At 71.6% G+C, this 16,796-nt stretch carries 11 protein-coding genes and 1 pseudogene; 6 read left to right on the forward strand and 6 right to left on the reverse strand.

Features of this window, described 5'->3' with window-relative positions:
* Positions 1 to 97: 97 nt before the first annotated feature.
* From G3I56_RS45095 to G3I56_RS21875, 3 genes and pseudogenes are all read right to left on the reverse strand, one after another.
* Positions 98 to 313: pseudogene (locus tag G3I56_RS45095) on the reverse strand (PAS domain-containing protein); the annotation flags it as partial.
* A gap of 73 nt (positions 314 to 386) precedes the next feature.
* Positions 387 to 1,679, reverse strand: a complete 1,293-nt coding sequence (locus G3I56_RS21870; RefSeq protein WP_164411655.1) for an SGNH/GDSL hydrolase family protein — start codon at positions 1,677 to 1,679, stop codon at positions 387 to 389.
* A 169-nt stretch (positions 1,680 to 1,848) separates the two neighbouring features.
* Positions 1,849 to 3,126: a PHB depolymerase family esterase gene (locus tag G3I56_RS21875; protein ID WP_164411656.1), complete on the reverse strand. Its 1,278-nt coding sequence runs from the start codon at positions 3,124 to 3,126 to the stop codon at positions 1,849 to 1,851.
* A gap of 502 nt (positions 3,127 to 3,628) precedes the next feature.
* On the opposite strand from G3I56_RS21875, the gene G3I56_RS21880 reads away from it, so the two are divergent.
* Together G3I56_RS21880 and G3I56_RS21885 are read left to right on the forward strand one after the other, a co-directional pair.
* On the forward strand, positions 3,629 to 4,609 hold the full coding sequence (locus G3I56_RS21880; protein ID WP_164411458.1) for a pectate lyase: 981 nt from the start codon (positions 3,629 to 3,631) through the stop codon (positions 4,607 to 4,609).
* 60 nt (positions 4,610 to 4,669) lie between these two features.
* The gene (locus G3I56_RS21885) at positions 4,670 to 5,476 is read left to right on the forward strand and encodes a pectate lyase (RefSeq protein ID WP_164411460.1); all 807 of its coding nucleotides are present in this window, start codon (positions 4,670 to 4,672) and stop codon (positions 5,474 to 5,476) included.
* A gap of 310 nt (positions 5,477 to 5,786) precedes the next feature.
* On the opposite strand, the gene G3I56_RS21890 is transcribed toward G3I56_RS21885, so the two are convergent.
* Positions 5,787 to 6,353 carry a hypothetical protein gene (locus G3I56_RS21890; protein ID WP_164411462.1) on the reverse strand — a complete coding sequence of 189 codons (567 nt, stop codon included), beginning with the start codon at positions 6,351 to 6,353 and terminating at the stop codon, positions 5,787 to 5,789.
* A 212-nt stretch (positions 6,354 to 6,565) separates the two neighbouring features.
* On the opposite strand from G3I56_RS21890, the gene G3I56_RS21895 reads away from it, so the two are divergent.
* The 4 genes from G3I56_RS21895 (at position 6,566) to G3I56_RS21910 (ending at position 15,167) form a co-directional block, all read left to right on the forward strand.
* Positions 6,566 to 7,651 carry a sialidase family protein gene (locus G3I56_RS21895; RefSeq protein WP_164411464.1) on the forward strand — a complete coding sequence of 362 codons (1,086 nt, stop codon included), beginning with the start codon at positions 6,566 to 6,568 and terminating at the stop codon, positions 7,649 to 7,651.
* A gap of 438 nt (positions 7,652 to 8,089) precedes the next feature.
* Positions 8,090 to 11,326, forward strand: coding sequence for an ABC transporter permease (locus G3I56_RS21900; RefSeq protein ID WP_164411466.1), 3,237 nt, complete (start codon positions 8,090 to 8,092; stop codon positions 11,324 to 11,326).
* A complete protein-coding gene (locus G3I56_RS21905) occupies positions 11,323 to 14,097 on the forward strand; it encodes an FtsX-like permease family protein (protein ID WP_164411468.1) in 2,775 nt (924 codons plus the stop codon). Before G3I56_RS21900 ends, G3I56_RS21905 begins: the two co-directional genes overlap by 4 nt.
* Before the next feature lie 74 nt (positions 14,098 to 14,171).
* A complete protein-coding gene (locus G3I56_RS21910) occupies positions 14,172 to 15,167 on the forward strand; it encodes an ABC transporter ATP-binding protein (protein WP_164411470.1) in 996 nt (331 codons plus the stop codon).
* A gap of 79 nt (positions 15,168 to 15,246) precedes the next feature.
* Here the strand turns inward: G3I56_RS21910 and G3I56_RS21915 are convergent, their stop codons facing one another.
* Complete coding sequence (locus tag G3I56_RS21915) at positions 15,247 to 15,939, reverse strand: ABC transporter ATP-binding protein (protein WP_164411472.1); 693 nt, start codon at positions 15,937 to 15,939, stop codon at positions 15,247 to 15,249.
* 166 nt (positions 15,940 to 16,105) lie between these two features.
* Positions 16,106 to 16,783 (reverse strand): uracil-DNA glycosylase, encoded by a 678-nt coding sequence (locus G3I56_RS21920; RefSeq protein WP_164411474.1) that lies wholly within the window; start codon positions 16,781 to 16,783, stop codon positions 16,106 to 16,108.
* Positions 16,784 to 16,796: the final 13 nt, after the last annotated feature.

Here is a 16,796-nt window from a genome sequence, read left to right on the forward strand (position 1 = left end):
CCGCACCGATGCCTACGGCAGCAACGTCTCCGGCGTGCGCATCCCGACCGGCCCGGGCCACCAGGTCCCCTTCGCCGCCCAGGTTAAGACCGGAACCTCGATGCCCGTCCCTGTGCCGTACGGCCACGACGGCGGCGCCGGACGTGCGCAGCTCCCGCCAGACCGTACGCGGGTCGCCGGACACCAGGTCCGCCGCCGGGCGGCCGGTGGCCTCGACGGCGGTGTGTCCGGTGAGCCGGCGGGCGCCCTCGCTCCAGCCCGTGAGTGTGCCGTGCGCGTCGGCAACCGCCAGGACGTCACCGGCCGGGACCACCCGCTCTTCCTCGCGCGGCCCATTCGCCAAATGCCCAAGAATGCGGGCATCGGCGGCTGTCTTCAACCCGGGATCAGCTCTTCCTGAACCAGGACGCGGGAACGGCGCCGGCCAGCGTCCCGTATCCCTCGGGGTTCAGATGCAGCCAGTCCCCGTCGTGGAGGTCCGCGCGCAGGCGGCCCGGATCGGCCGGATCGCGGACCGCCCGGTCGAAGTCGACGACGGCGTCGAAGGCGCCACCGGTGCGGATCCAGGCGTTCACGGCCTGCCGCGCCGTCTCACGCAGACCCGCCGGATCGTCGTACGGCGTGTTGCCGCGGAAGGGGGTCAGGGTGGCGCCGTAGACGCGGATGCCCTGGGCGTGCGCGCGGACGACGATCTGCCGGTAGGCGGCGATGAGGTCGTCGGTGACGCGCTGCTGCGCGGCCGGAGTGGCCTCGGCGGTGCCGATGTCGTTGACGCCCTCGAAGACGATCAGCCAGGAGACCCCGCTGTGCGCCAGGACGTCCCGGTCGAGCCGGGCGAGGGCGTTGGGACCGAGGCCGTCATTGAGGACCCGGTTGCCGCCCGCGGCCTGGTTGAGCACGGCGATCCGGCCGCCGCCGGGAAGGCCCCGGAGCCGGTCCAGGAGCTGGTCGGGCCAGCGGTTGTTGCCGTTGGTCGTGGAGCCCCGGCCGTCGGACAGCGAGTCGCCCAGCACGGCGACGGCACGCGTGTCCCGGCCGGAGAGCACCTCGACATCGCTGAGCAGGTACCAGTGGTTGACCGGGGTGGCCCCGGTCAGATCCTGTTCTGCCGTGCCGTCTCCGGTGCGCAGGTACGAGGTGGTGCGCGAGCCCGGGTGCGAGGTGAGCGCGAGCGAGGCCTGGCCGCCGGCGAGGTACGTCGTCACGGTCAGGTTGGTCGCGGGACGCAGCCCGAGGTCCAGCGGGTCGGAGACGACCTGGGCCCCGGCGGGCACGGTGGTGGCCCGGCGTCCCGCGAACGTCACCTCGCGCAGGGTGCCGGGTTCGACGGCGCTCACCCCGGCCCGGCCGTCCAGCGGGAGGGCGACCGTGACGGCGGTCAGCGGGAGCGGGGTGGTGCCGAAGGCGTTGGAGAAGCGCAGCCGGATACGTTCGCCGCCGGTGGTGACGCGCACTGTCTGGCGCAGGGTGGTGTCGACGAGGACGGCACGCTCGCCCGTGAAGGGCACGGGCGGCATGTTGCCGGGTTCGGTGAGCTGCGGCATCGACGTCCAGGTGTTGACCCAGTGCGGGGCGGACCTGGCCGGGTCGGAGGCAGTCGGTTGCGGGCTTCTGACCAGGGCCACCACGGCGGAGGACGCCACGGCGAGGGCCAGCACGAACACACAGGTGGCGACCAGTTGGGCGAACGTTGCTCTGGCGGACGGCCACTGGGGCCGGGGCGACTGCGCGAGGCGGGGCGACTTCACTGGCCGGGTGCCTTCCTGTGTCTGGACGACGTCTTCCTCGGACCACCTCGGGTGAGGTGACCGGGTGCGCGCTCGTGGCACGCACCCGGCACAGCGGGGCTCAACCGGCCGTGCAGGCCGTTCCGTTGAGCGTGAAGCCGGACGGCGCCGCACTGTTGCCGGTGTGGCTCGCCTGGTAGCCGAAGCCGACACTCGCCCCGGGCGCGATGGCCGCGTTGTAGGTGGCGTTGGTGGCCGTCACCGCACCGGACGACGGGGCGAAGCCGGCGCTCCAGCCGGAGGTGATGGTCTGGCCGGAGGGCAGGGTGAAGCCCAGTTTCCAGCCGTTCACCGCTGTCGTACTGGTGTTGGTGATGGTGACGGACGCGGTCAGCCCGGTGTTCCAGGCGTTGGTGGTGACCGCCACCTTGCAGGGGCCGGCCGGCGGTTGGGGCACGGTGCCGCCGCTGTCCAGGCCGAAGAAGGTGATCACGCGGGCGGCCATGCCGGTGGTGATCAGGTTGTGGCCGACACCCTGGAGGCTGATGGCCTCGACGGGCGCCTTGTCACCGGTGGCCCCGTAGCGGGTGCGGGTCCAGCCGGACTGGGGCGAGTCGGTCACGGTCGGCGTCTGGGTGAGCCCCTGCACGTTGGTCCACTGCTTGATCATCTCCCCGAAGTTGGGGTAGCGCAGGGTGTCGTCCTCGGTGCCGTGCCAGAGCTGCATGCGTGGCCGGGACCCGGTGTAGCCGGGGTAGGCGCCCCGCACCAGGTTCCCCCACTCCTGCGGGGTGTGGATCACTGTCCCGTTGGCGCAGTCGCTGTTCCACTCCGAGCCGTTGGTGGTGGCGAAGCAGCCGAACGGCACGCCCGCGAAGGCGGAACCGCCCGCGAAGACGTCCGGGTAGTCGCCCAGCAGGACGTTGGTCATCATCGCACCGGAGGAGACCCCGGTGGCGAAGACCCTGCTGGTGTCGGCGCTGTAGGTGCGGGTCACCCAGTCGACCATGGACCTGATGCCCACCGGGTCACTGCCGCCGCCCCTGGTGAGCGCCTGCGGCGAGGAGACGTCGAAGCACTTGCTGCTGCGGGTGACGGAGGGGTAGATCACGATGAAGCCGTAGCGGTCGGCCAGCGAGGCGTACTCGGTGTTGGAGTAGAACACGGGGCCGGAGCCGGTGCACCAGTGCACGGCCACCAGAACCGCCGGATGCGTGGTGACGCCGTCCGGCACGTACACGTACATCTGCAGGTTGCTGGGATTGGTCCCGAAGTTCGTCACCTCGGTGAGCGCGGCGGCGGCGACGGGGGCCGCAGCGGGCGGCTCCGTCCGGGCCGCCGCCGACGGCGCGGCGAGGAATGTCGCCGCGAGTAACGGCAGCAGGCCTGCGAGAAACATGACGAGCGCCGAACGCAGCGGCCTTTTCGCGATGTTGCCGACAGTGGTGGACACGTCCTTGTCCCTTCCTGATCACGGCTCGTGGGGTACGCGTGGCGGAAGTCGAAGTCCCGCTCCGCGGGGCTGCCCGCCCGCATCGTGGCATGAGCATGGCCCCCATGGAAGCGCTCCCACACGTCGAAAAGATTCGCTGACCAGCGGTTGCGGACCCGGTCGGCACACATTGCGCGCAAAGCGTTGACCAGAAAGCGCTTACCGCCTACCTTCCGTTCAGCGATGTGACCCATCGATGTCGATCCGCATTCGACGAGACGGCCCCGAAGTATGCGCCCTCAGAGACGGTGTAGTCCCTGAAGCGCTACCTTCCCCCACACTTCAGGCTCTCCGTCACCGCTCAACCGGCTCGCGCGCGGCACGCAGCATGGCGCACGACATAGTGAATGATGTTCACATAGCTGATCACCTGCTCGGTCAGCCAGCCCTTCCGAAGGGACGCACCCGCATGCGTACAGACCCCCCACGTACACAGACGCAAAGACCCGCAGTGGTGGCAGCCGTGGCCACCGCGCTCGCGGCCGTCGCCGTTCTGGCCGCTCCCCAGCCGGCCGGGGCGGCCGAGAGCGCGCCCATCGGATTCGGTGCCGGAACGACCGGCGGCGGCAGCGCCACCCCGGTCACCGTGACGACGCTCGCCGCCTTCAGGACCGCCGTCACGGGAAACGCGGCCAAGGTCGTGCGGGTGAACGGCCTGATCACGCTGAGCGGTCAGGTCGACCTCGGCTCCAACACCACGGTCCTGGGCGTCGGTTCATCCTCCGGGTTCACCGGCGGCGGCCTGCGGATCAAGGAGGAGACGAACGTCGTCGTCCGCAACCTCAACATCAGCAAGCCGCTCGCACCGTCCGACGGCGTGACCGTCCAGAAGTCCACGAAGGTGTGGATCGACCACAATTCCTTCTCCGCGGACCGCACCCACGACAAGGACTACTACGACGGTCTGCTGGACATCAATCACGGCTCCGACAACGTGACGGTGTCCTGGAACACCTTCAAGGACCACTTCAAGGGCTCGCTCGTCGGCCACAGCGACAACAACGCGTCCGAGGACACCGGCCGCCTCAAGGTGACGTACCACCACAACCACTTCAACAACGTGTACTCGCGCATCCCCAGCCTGCGGTTCGGCACCGGTCACTTCTACGACAACTACGTCCAGGGCGCCGAGACCGCCGTGCACTCCCGTATGGGCGCCCAGATGCTCGTCGAGAACAACGTCTTCCGTTCGACGCCGGTCGCGGTCACCACGAACCGCAGCAGTGACGTCGACGGATACGCCAACCTGCGCGGCAACGATCTCGGCGGAGCCGCCACGGAGGTCTCGCGGGTCGGCACCTTCACCACCGCTCCGTACAGCTACACCGCGGAGCCTGCCTCGACCGTCGTCGCCTCGGTGACGTCGGGCGCGGGCGCCGGAAAGCTCTGAGACAACCCCCAATCCCCAACTCCCCACACAGCACGACCGACCGGAAGAAGGCATCGGGACATGACTTCTGCAGTACGTCCACGCGCGCGCGGGCGCGCACTGACCGGCACCCTGGCCACCCTCGGCCTCTCGCTTGGCATGCTCATGACTAGCGGTGCGCTCACCCCGGCGAGCGCCGCGACCTGGCCGACCGCCAACGGCAGCCAGGGCGTCTCCGCGACCATCCCCGTGTCCGGCACCAAGGACTACGGGATGAAGCGCCTGTACGGCACCGGGGACCTCGGCTCCGACAACCAGGACGAGGACCAGGGGCCGATCCTCGAGCTGGCGGCCGGCGCCGTCCTCAAGAACGTCATCATCGGCGCCCCGGCGGCCGACGGCATCCACTGCAAGGGCAGCTGCACCCTGCAGAACGTGTGGTGGGAGGACGTCGGCGAGGACGCCGCCACCTTCCGGGGCAGCTCCTCCTCGAACGTCTACACGATCTCGGGCGGCGGCGCCAAGGAAGCCAGCGACAAGGTGTTCCAGTTCAACGGCGCCGGGACGCTCAACATCTCCAACTTCGCGGCGAAGAACTTCGGCACCTTCGTCCGGTCCTGCGGGAACTGCTCCACGCAGTACAAGCGGACCATCAACCTCACCAACATCGAGGCGACCTGGAAGGGCGGCAAGCTCGCCGGCATCAACACCAACTACGGCGACAGCGCGACCCTGAGGGGCATCACGATCGTCGGGGACACCAGCAAGAAGATCGTCCCCTGCCAGAAGTACATCGGCAACAACACCGGCAAGGAGCCGACCACCAACGGCTCCAACCCCGACGGCACGTACTGCAAGTACGCGACGGGCGACATCACGTACCGCTGATCCATCCCCCCTCCGGCGGCTGTACGAGGCGGCTCGCACCCACCTCGTACAGCCGCTGTCCTCCTGGCACGAGCCGCGTGCTCGACGACCTGGCCCGCGCGGGCGCTGGGGATCCACGGACGGTACCCGTCGTGGCGGCGCCGCCTGCCGGCCAAGCCGCACCGGCCCCCGTTCTGCCTGCGCCGCGGACTCGTGGGCGTCCGTCCGGACCTGCCCGACAGGTACGGCCCCGCCATGCCGTTGCCCGGAGCGACGGGCCCGCCGTGCTTCGCTACCGTGCTCCCCGCTCCCCCGCTTCCTTCGACACGGATCAGCGTGTGTTGCGCCCCCACATAGGGTCGAACCGCTCCCACGCCTCGTCCCACTCCTCCATCCGCCGTCGCTCCAGACGGCCGCGGAGAAGACGCCAGGCGACGTAAGGCACGGTCGCCCCGCTCGCGCCCGCCAGGGCGCCGACCAGCGCGGCCCTGAGGCGGGCCTCGGACTCGGTGGCGGGCTTCGAAACCAGGCGGCCCTGCGGGTCCGTCCAGACCGTCGCCGGGCTCCCCGCGGTGCTGCCCGAGTCGACCCGGGCCTGGCCCGTGCGCCGGGTGCCGTCGGCCGCGCTCCAGCGGACCTTCGCCCACACCTTCTCGCTGCCGACGGTGCCGGGCGCGTCCTCGACGACCAGTGCCGTCACGGAATGCCACTCGGCGCGCTCTGTCGCCAGCCCCTGTTCGATGGAGCGGTTCGACACCACGCCGACCAGGACTCCGGTGAGCACGATGAGTGCCCAGGTGGCCAGTGCGGCCCACCCCTCCACGGCATCCACACGGCGCCTCAGCGGATTCCGCCGCCAACGCCACAGCCACACCCTGGGACCACGGAATGCCGCCATCGAAGGCAACCTCCTCACGCGCACACGGACATGCCCTGCCGTCCTCCCATACGCGCGATGTCCCGCCGCTGCTCACGGCCGACCCGAGGTCTCCGTCACATCCCGCCGACAAACCGCTCCGACCTGCGGCGACACCGTTTCCAGAGGTGACTGTCAGTGGTGGGGTGCAGACTGGCCGATGACTGGACAGAGACGTCCCGGAGGTGATCGGCATGACCGAGGTACTGCTCACGGTCGGCACGCGCAAAGGCCTGTTCATCGGGCACCGGCGCGGTGACACATGGGAGTTCGACGACAGCCCTTCTTTCAACGCGCAGGCCGTGTACTCGGTCGCGATCGACACCCGGCAGGGCAGCCCGAGGCTGCTGGTCGGCGGCGACAGCGCCCACTGGGGGCCGTCGGTCTTCCACTCCGACGACCTGGGCCGGACATGGACCGAACCGGCGCAGCCCGCGGTCAGGTTCCCGAAGGACACGGGCGCCTCGCTGGAGCGCGTCTGGCAGCTCCACCCGTCCACGGCGGAAGCGGACGTGGTGTACGCGGGCACGGAACCGGCGGCGCTGTACCGCTCCGAAGACCGCGGTGAGTCCTTCGAGTTGGTCCGCCCGCTGTGGGAACACCCCACCCGCTCCCGGTGGGTTCCGGGCGGCGGCGGCGAGGGCCTGCACACGATCGTCACCGACCGGCGCGACCCGCGCGCGGTGACTGTCGCCGTCTCGACGGCCGGAGTGTTCCGCACGTCCGACGGCGGCGCGAGCTGGGCCCCGTCCAACTCCGGTGTCTCCGCGGTGTTCCTGCCGGATCCGAACCCGGAGTTCGGCCAGTGCGTGCACAAGGTCGCGAAGGACTCGGCCGACCCGGACCGTCTCTACCTCCAGAACCACTGGGGTGTGTACAGGAGCGACGACGCGGGAGGGCACTGGACGGACATCGGGGCCGGCCTCCCCTCGACGTTCGGCTTCGCGGTGGCGGCCCATCCGCACCGCGGTGACACGGCGTACGTCTTCCCGATCAACGCCGACTCGGACCGTGTCCCCGCCGACCACCGGTGCCGGGTCTTCCGTACGGCGGACGCGGGCAAGAGCTGGGAGCCCCTGTCGGCGGGCCTGCCCCAGGGGGACCACTACGGCACGGTGCTGCGCGACGCCCTGTGCACGGACGACGCGGACCCGGCGGGCGTCTACTTCGGCAACCGCAACGGCGAGGTGTACGCGTCGGCGGACGACGGCGACAGCTGGCAGCAACTGGCTTCCCATCTGCCGGACGTGCTGTGTGTGAGGGCCGCAGTGATCGACTGAGGCTCGGTCGAGGGAGGACGCCCACCACGCGGCGGCAGCCCGCGTCCTGCGGGTCGCCGTCGGTGTCCACTGGGCTTCCGGAGTAGCCGTGGAAGTCGCCGATATCCTGGTCCACGGTCGGCTGCAAGCCGCTGAACTGTCTGTTCCTGATGCGGTGCCGGATGGGGGCGTGGGTCACCATGCCGCTCGGACGCGTGGTTTCGCCCGGCGGGAGATACAACCCCTGCCGACTCACCCGCATACGGGGCCAGTCCGTCGCGGGTGAGCGCCTGTCCGGATAGCGACGCCCATCAAGGTCTGCCACATCCGATCAGAAGACGACCAAAGTCAGTCCTACAATGCCCTCCTGCACCTGCACGCTGCCGACGCCGCAACGCGTTCCGGTCCGTGTGGTTGAAACCGGGGGGTTTGGTGGGGGAACGAGGAGTGCCGGCAGGCGTGTTGCGGTTCATCGCGCTGCGGGCGTGGGTGTACCGCGCGCTTCTCGGTGCCGCCCTGCTGGCCGTGCTGCTGACCACAACCGTGCTGGCCACGCTCACGGCCTACTCGGGCGCAATAGGCGATGCGGCGCTGCGTCGGTCGCTCGCCGAGCAGGACACCGCTGCCGAGGCCGCTCTGGTGGTCAAGGCCGACGTGCCGGCCGGCGAGCGGCAGGCGGCCGACGACGCCGTGCGGACGGGGGCCCGCGCCATCTTCGCCGGGCTGCCGGTACAGGTGCGCACCCTGCTGCGTTCCGGCCCCTACGCCCTGCCTCCCGCGCTGCGGCCCGCCTCCGAGCGGAACGAGGACCCGGACCTCACGCACTTCGCAGCCCTGGATCACACACAGGTGCGGACCGTCGCAGGGCGGCTTCCCCGAGAGGCGGTGACCGCCGGGTCCATCGAGGCCGCACTGCCGCAGAGCGCCGCCCAGCGGCTCGGGGTGGCACCTGGAGCCCGGCTGACCGTCACCGACCGGCTGCACGGCCCGGCGGTGCACGTGCTGATCACCGGCGTGTACCGGCCCGTGGACGTCCGGGCACCCTACTGGCAGTTGGACGACCTGGGCGGCCGCGGCGTGCAGGCGTCGAGCTTCACGACGTACGGTCCCCTGCTCACCGCTGCAGGCGTGCCGACCTCGGGGCGGGTGAGCGTCGGCACGTCGGGCTGGCTGGCGTCGGCCGACTACTCCTCGCTGACGACGGGGCGGATCGACGCGCTGCGCGAGGCTGTCCGCTCGGGGAGCGCGCAGCTGCGCGAGCGGCCCGCGCTCAGCGGTGCGACCGTAGCGGCCACCGCGTTGCCCGAGGTCCTGGACCGCATCGAACGCTCCCTGCTCGTCACACGTTCCAGCATGCTGATCGTCGCTGGTCAGCTCGGACTGCTCGCGGCCTGCGCCCTGCTGCTCGTCGCGCGGTTGCTCAGCTCCGAGCGCATGTCCGAGACCCGGTTGCTCCGTGCGCGCGGCGCCACCCGGGCACGGCTGGCGGGCATGGCCGCGCTGGAGTCCTTGCTGATCTCCGGGCCGGCGGTGGTGGCGGCGCCGCTGTTGTCGGGGCCGTTGACGCGGCTGCTGGTCGGGCAGGGTGCGCTTGGCCGGACCGGGGTACACGTCGACGTACCGGTCGGGGGCCGACCCGAGGTGTGGTCGGTCGCCGCGGGCGTGGCCGCGCTGTGTGCGCTGGCGGTGGCTGTCCCCGCGTGGCGGGCGTCCTTCACGGGCACCGTCTCCGTGCGGGCAGGGGCGCTGCCCGCACCGCTGCGCGCGGGGGCGGATGTCGGGTTGGTCGCCGTGGCCGGTGTCGCTTTCTGGCTGCTCGGAAGCCAGCGCTCCGGTGCTGTCACCACCAGCCGTGAGGGGGTCCTCGGCGTCGACCCGCTGCTGGTGGCGGCGCCCGCTCTGGTACTGCTGGCCGGAACGGTTCTGGTGCTGCGGTTGCTGCCCTCGCTGGCGCGGGTCGGCGAGCGGCTTCTGGCCCGCGGGCACGGGCTGACCGCGGCCATGGTCGGCTGGCAGTTCAGTCGGCGACCGATGCGGGGGGCGGGTCCGGTACTGCTCCTGGTCATCTCTGTGGCACTGGGCGTGATCGCGATCGGGCAGAGCGCGTCCTGGCACCGTTCCCAGGCCGACCAGGCCGACTTCCGCGCGGGCGCCGAGGTGCGCGTCCTCACTTCCGGGAGCGGCGGTGTGGGCCGTACGGACGTCTACGCGGACCTCCCGCACGTTGATGCGGTCGCCCCCGCGGTCCGTGGCACCGTGTCGCTCTCCGGCAGCCGCACCGCGACCGTTGTGGCCCTGAACACGGCGGAGGCGGCAGGGGCGGTGCTGGCGCGGCCCGATCTGACGGACGGTCCGCTGCTCGCCGGGCTCGCGCCGCGCGGAGCGCCCGCGGGCGTCGAGGTACCGGCGGGCACGACCCGGCTCACGTTGACCGCTGCCCTGCGCAGCAGCACGCCGGGGCCGGGCGCGGACGTCACGCTCACGGTGCGGGACCGTCACGGGACCTCCTACGAGATACCGTCCGGCCGCCTGGCCGCCGACGGCCGACCGCACCCGCTGACCCCGGATCTGAACGGCGCCCGGGGCCCGCTGGCGCTGACCGGGCTCACACTCAGCACGTCACAGCCGACCGGCCGTGCCCACCGGCACCGCCTGGTCCTCGGCACTCTCACGGCGACAGCGGGCGACGGCGATGTCCGGCAGCTGACCCTGCCGACGAAGTGGGCGACCTCGATCGAGGCCGACTCGGCCGCCTACGCCCCCAACGCCGACGCCAGGCCGACCCGCCCCCGGATCACGTCGACGGCCCCCGTCAGCATGACGTACAGCACCGGATATCTGCCGCCGGACCTCCCGCCGGCCTCCTGGCCGCTGGAGGTCCGGCTGAAGGTCGCCCAGCCCGCGGCGCCCGAGATCGTCGCAGTCGCCACCGACCGGTTCCTCACCGCGTCCGGCGCGCGCCGAGGCCAGCGCGTGGAGGTGACGTTCGGCGGCCGTTCCGTGCCCGTACGCATCGTCCGCACCGCGAGCGCCCTGCCCACGACGGAAACCACCGCGCAGGACGGCGGGGCCCTGCTGGTCGATCTCCGGGCCGTCAACCGGGTGCTGCAGGCCCGCTACGGGACCAGCCTCACGCCCACCGAGTGGTGGTTGCGCACGGCCGACCCCGGTGCCGCGGCAGCGGCCGTGCGGGCCCTGCCCGACGTCGAACCGGAGCAGGTGGTGGTGCGCGACGAGATAGCGGCTCAGCTGCGCGACGACCCGTTCGGGGCGGCCCCGGAAGCAGCGTTGGTCGCATCGGCCGCGGTGACGGTGCTCTTCGCCTCGCTCGGCTTCGCGGTGAGCGCGGCAGGGGCGATGCGGGCCCGGGACGGAGAGTTCGCCGTGCTGCGCGCCCTGGGGACGACGCGCCGTCGGCTGGCCCGGCTGGTCGCCGTGGAGCACGGCGTGCTGGTGGCCCTGGCCCTGCTGGTCGGCACGGCCCTGGGCACGGTGCTGACGTACGCGCTGGTTCCCCTTGTCGTCCTGACCGTGCAGGCCACCCGGCCGCTGCCGCCGGTGCTGGTCGAAGTCCCGCTCCTGCGCCTGGCCGTCCTGCTGGCGGCCCTCGCCGCGGGCCCCGCGCTCGTGACCGTGGCGCTCGCACTTCGGCGGGCGAAACCCGTGACGACTCTCAGGGACGAGGTGACGCAGTGACCGCGCAGCCGGTGCCCCCGCAGAGCGGGGGGACGAGGGCGGTGCCGACGCACGCACGGGCCGGGGTGCGGGCCCGGCTGAGGGCCTTCGCCGGTACGTCCGTGACCCTCGCGCTGCTGGTGACCGTGACCGCCGCGCTGGCTGCCGCGTACCCGCGTGCCGTCGACCGGTACGGAGACGCGGGGCTGCGCCGGGCGGTCGAGCAGGCCTCTCCCGACCGGACGACCGTGCAGGTGGACGCCCCGCCACCCTGGACGGACACGGTCGAGGAGGCCGAGGCCGCCCTGCGCACCGGGCCGCTGGCCGCGGCGCGGACCGAGGTTCTCGCCGCCACGAAGGCGCCGCTGGTTGCCGACCCCACGCAGTCGTCGTACGGCGTGCGCACGACCGTCGGCATTGCGGCGTCCGATCCCTGGCTTCCCCGGCCCGCCGACATACCCGCCCAACTGCTGCTCGCCGCTCAGCAGGACCTGGCCTCCCACGCCCGGCTCAGCGCGGGCCGGTTGCCACGCACCACGGGCGAACCGGTCACCGCAGCGACCGCCCAGGTCGAGGCCGCCGTCACCACGGACACCGCCCGCACGCTCGACATCCGGGTGGGCTCGGTGATCCACCTGCCAAGCCCGGCACGCGCCCCGCTCGCCGTCCGGGTCACCGGGATCGTTGTCCCACGCACCCCTGCGGGCGCCTACTGGTCGACACTGCCGGTGCTGCGCACCCCCGCGCTGAGCCGACTGCCCGGCAGCCAGCTGTCGGAGGTCTACTGGCTCGGCGGCCTGCTCCTTGCCCCCGGTGCCGGCCCGGTTCTCCTGAGCACCCCTGGCCTCCCGCTCCGGTACTGGCACGTGGCCGCCGACGTCGCCACCCTGCGCGGCCACGATCTCGACCGTCTGACATCCGCCGTCGCCGCCTTTGAGTCGGGCCCGGGGGTGCAGCGCCTGCGGGCGGTCGTCGACCCGCGTCTGGAGGCCCGGACGAATCTCGACGAGGTCCTCGCCGACCATGCCCGACTACGGTCGGGGATCGACCCGCTGCTTGTCCTCGCCGCCGTCGGGACCGGCAGCCTCGCCGTGATCGTCCTGGCCATGGCCGCCGGTGTGGCAGCCGATCGCCGACGCGCGGAGCTGGCTCTGCTCCGTGCCCGCGGCGCCTCACTGTCCGGCCTCGCCGGTCGGCTGCTGGCGGAGACGGCGGTCGTGGCCGTGCCGGCCGGCGCCCTCGGACTGACCGCCGCCCTGCTCGTCCTGCCCGGTGACCGCAGCGCGTCCGCCATCGCCGCCGCCCTCGCCGTCACCCTGTTCGCCTGCGTCACCCTCCCTCTGCGCGGCGTGGTGGCGCACCGCACGGTACGCATGCACGACGCCCGGGAGGACCTCGCCTCCGCCCAGCCGTCTCGGCACCGTACGGTGGCCGAACTGACCGTGCTGGTCATCGCGTTGGGGGCCGTCGCCGCACTACGCCGACAGGGATCCGGCAGCACCGGTCTGGTGGCCACCGCCCCGCTGCTGACGGGCGTGGTCGCGGCTCTGCTGCTGGCACGCCTCCACCCCCTGCCGCTGCGGGCGCTGAGCAGGGCGACCACGCGAATGCGCGGCCTGGTGATTCCGCTGTCGCTGGCCCAGGTGGCCCGCGCTCCCGGCTTCGCCGTGCTGCCGCTGCTCGCTCTGCTCACCGCCCTGACCACGGCCGCGTTCGGCGGCTCGGTCCTGGCAGGGGTCACAGCGGCCCGCGACCAGGCCGCGCTCTTCGCCGTCGGCGCCGACGGCCGCATCGAGACCAATACCGGCAACCTCCCCCACGCCCTGCCCGACCGCGTCCGCCGACTGCCCGGCGTACGGGACATGACGGAAGCGAGCGTCACCAACGAGGCGAAGCCGCAACCGGGCAGTCAGCCGATACCGCTGGCCGGTGTGGACCCCGACGCCTACGCGCACCTGTCGCACCACACGGGACTGGGGCCGTTCGCCGCGGCGAGCCTCCGGCAGGAGGACGCCGGTACGACGGACAGCGCCGACCGGCCCCTGCCCGCGCTGGCCTCACCTCGCGTGGCCGAGGAGTACGGCACCGGCCCCTACCCCGTCCTGCTCCCGGACGGCACCTCCGTCACCGTCCGGATCGTCCTGGTCCGGGCGCGCACTCCGGCCGTGATCGGTGACGACTTCCTGATCGTGGACCGTGCCGGTCTTCCCCGCGGCGTGGCGCTTACGACGACCCTGCTGCTGACCGGTGACGCCCTGAACGGCCGGGCGCTGCGCTCGGCGGCGGAAGGTACAGCGGCGACCGTCCGGCTGCGCGCCGAGGAACGTGCGCGGCACGTCGACTCACCGCTGCAGTCCGGCGCGGAACGCCTGTACGGTGTCGCGGTCGCCGCGGGCGCCGGGTACGCGGTCCTCGCCCTCCTGCTGACCGTGCTGCGTACCGCGCCCGAACGCAGCGCCCTGCTCGCCCGGTTGCGCACGATGGGCATGAGCCGGTCCCAGGGCCGCCGACTGCTCATCCTCACGGCCCTCCCTCAGGCGTTCCTGGCCGCGGCGGGCGGTCTGCTGACCGGCTGGGCCGGCATTCATCTGCTGTCGCCCGGCATCGACCTCACGACCCTCGCCCTGGCCTCTCCGTCCGCCCTCGACGGGGCCGCGCTGCGCACCGATCCGCTCTCGCTGACGGTTCCGGCGCTCGCCGTGCTGCTGCTGGCCCTCGGTGTGCCCGCCGGCCAGGCCTGGTGGACCAGCCGACGTGGCTCGGTGCGCGAACTGAGGATGGGTGACGACTAGACAGTGAGCAGAACCTCGAGACCAAGCCCCCTCCGGCACCGGCCCGTGTCCCTCTGTCCGCCCAGGAGCAGCCGATGACCAGCAGCCCGACCTTCCACGAGCTCACCGACCGTGCCCTCGCCGCGCGCGACGCCGCCGTCTACGGCCACGACGCCCTGATCACCTGCGACCGGCTGGTACGGATCTTCTCCGCCGACGGTGTGGAGGTCCAGGCACTGCAAGGCCTCGATCTCCTCGTTCGCAAGGGGGAGTTGATGGCCCTGGTCGGTGCCTCCGGCAGCGGCAAGTCCACCCTCATGAACATCCTGGCCGGGCTGGACAAACCCACCGCCGGCGTGGCCCGCGTCGGCGACCACGACCTGGTCACGATGTCCTCCAAGGAACGCCTCGCCTACCGCCGCAAGACCGTCGGCTTCGTCTGGCAGCAGACCTCCCGCAATCTCCTGCCCTATCTCACCGCCGCGCAGAACGTCGCCCTGCCCTTGGAGTTGGCCCGCGCACAAGGTCGGCGCCGGACCAAAGCCGATCGCGCCATGGAACTCCTCGGCCTGCTGGACGTCGCCGAATGCCGCGACCGTCGGCCCCACCAGATGTCCGGCGGCCAGCAGCAGCGCGTCGCCCTCGCAGTGGCCCTCGCCAACGATCCCGCGGTCCTGCTCGCCGACGAGCCCACCGGCGAACTCGACTCCCACACCGCCGAACAGGTCTTCGCCGCGTTCCGCACCGCCAACGAGGAACTGGGGACCACCATCGTGATCGTCACCCACGATCAGTCCGTCGCTGGTGAGGTCCGCCGTACGGTCGCCATCCGGGACGGCCGCACGTCGACGGAGGTCCTGCGCCACAGCGAAGTCGACTCCGCCACCGGCCAGGAGAACCTGGTCGCCCGCGAATACGCCATGCTCGACCGGGCCGGCCGCCTCCAGCTCCCCGCCGAGTACACCCGGGTCCTGGGGATGCGCGACCGCGTCGCCCTGGAGCTGGAACCCGACCACATCGCCGTCCGCCCGGACGACACACGGAACGACCGTCACGGCCGGGGCTCAGCCGCGGAACAGCCTGGGCTCTGAAACGAACCACGCACATCCTGCGGACGCGGGGAGCGCGTGCCGGACCCCGCGTCCGCAGTGTGATCCCGGACGACTGGGCCTACAGATCGGTGATCTCTCCGTCTTTCAGCTCCAGCACACGATCCGCGAGGTCAAGAAGTGATCTGTCATGGGTGGCCACGAGAGCCGTGATCTGCTCGCTGCGGACGACCGCTCGCAGCAGTTCCATCACGGAGTGCCCTGTTTCCGCGTCCAACTGGCCGGTCGGCTCGTCGGCGATGAGAACCGAGGGGCTGTTGGCCAGGGCGCGGGCGATGGCGACACGCTGGCGCTGCCCGCCCGACAACTCGCCCGGGCGCTGCGCGGCATGGTCCGCGAGCCCCACGAGAGACAGCAGCAGTTCGACGCGCTCCCGCCGCTCTCGCGGGTCCGCCCTTCGCAACCGGAGCGGCACGCCCACATTTTCGGCAGCCGTGAGGATGGGAATGAGCCCGAACGACTGGAAGACGAAGCCGATACGTTCCCGACGCAGCGCGAGGAGGGCGTCCTCACCCTGGTCCCGCAGATGCAGCCCGTCGACGGTGACGCGTCCGCTGTCCGGCTCGTCCAGACCACCGACGATGTTGAGCAGGGTGGTCTTGCCCGAGCCGGAGCGCCCCTTGAGAGCGACGAGCTCCCCCCGAGGGACCTCGAAGGAAACGCCACGCAGAGCATGAACCGCGCTGGCGCCTCGACCGTACGACTTGTGCACATCCGCCACCTGCAGCATGGCTGCGGTCACCGCCTGGCCCATTGCGCCCCCGTATGCTCCGCCGATTCTGCAGCGGGCCAGTCTCTCACCAGGCGCCACAACCGGCAAAGCACGGTTGTGCTACAGCACTTCCGTTCCCCTGAGCGGACTCTTCAGCGAGTGACGGTGGGTCAAAGGAAGCTCCCTCGGCCGTTGCGACGGCCATGCCCTACGGCAGTCGCCAGTCCACCGGCTGCGCACCCTGCTTGACGAGCAGTTCGTTGGCCCGGCTGAAGGGCCGTGAGCCGAAGAAGCCACGGTCGGCCGACATCGGGGACGGGTGGGCGGACTCGATCGCCGGAAGCTCCCCCAGCAGCGGCCTCAGATTGCGCGCGTCACGCCCCCACAGGATCGACACCAAGGGCTTGCCCCGGCCGGCCAGTGCGCGGATCGCCTGCTCGGTGACTTCTTCCCAGCCCTTGCCCCGGTGCGCGGCGGGGCTGCGCGGTGCCGTCGTCAGCGCCCGGTTCAGCAGCAGCACCCCTTGCTCCGTCCACGGTGTCAGGTCACCGTTCGACGGTCTGGGCAGCCCCAGGTCGGAGTGCATCTCCCGGAAAATGTTCTCCAGACTGCCCGGCAACGAACGCACTTCGGGCGACACAGCGAAACTCAGCCCGATCGCCATCCCCGGCGTGGGATAAGGATCCTGACCGACAATCAGGACGCGGACGTCATCGAAGGGTTGCTGGAAAGCCCGTAGGACATTCGCCCCAGCGGGCAGATACGTCCGGCCCGCCGCTATCTCGGCCCGGAGGAAGTCGCCCATCGCAGTGATGCGTTCGGCCGCAGGATCCAGAGCCTTCGCCCAGCCCGCTTCAACAAGTTCATGCAGAGGTCGTGGTGCCACAGCGCATCACCCT

Source organism: Streptomyces sp. SID12488, from assembly GCF_010548275.1.
Lineage (GTDB): Bacteria > Actinomycetota > Actinomycetes > Streptomycetales > Streptomycetaceae > Streptomyces.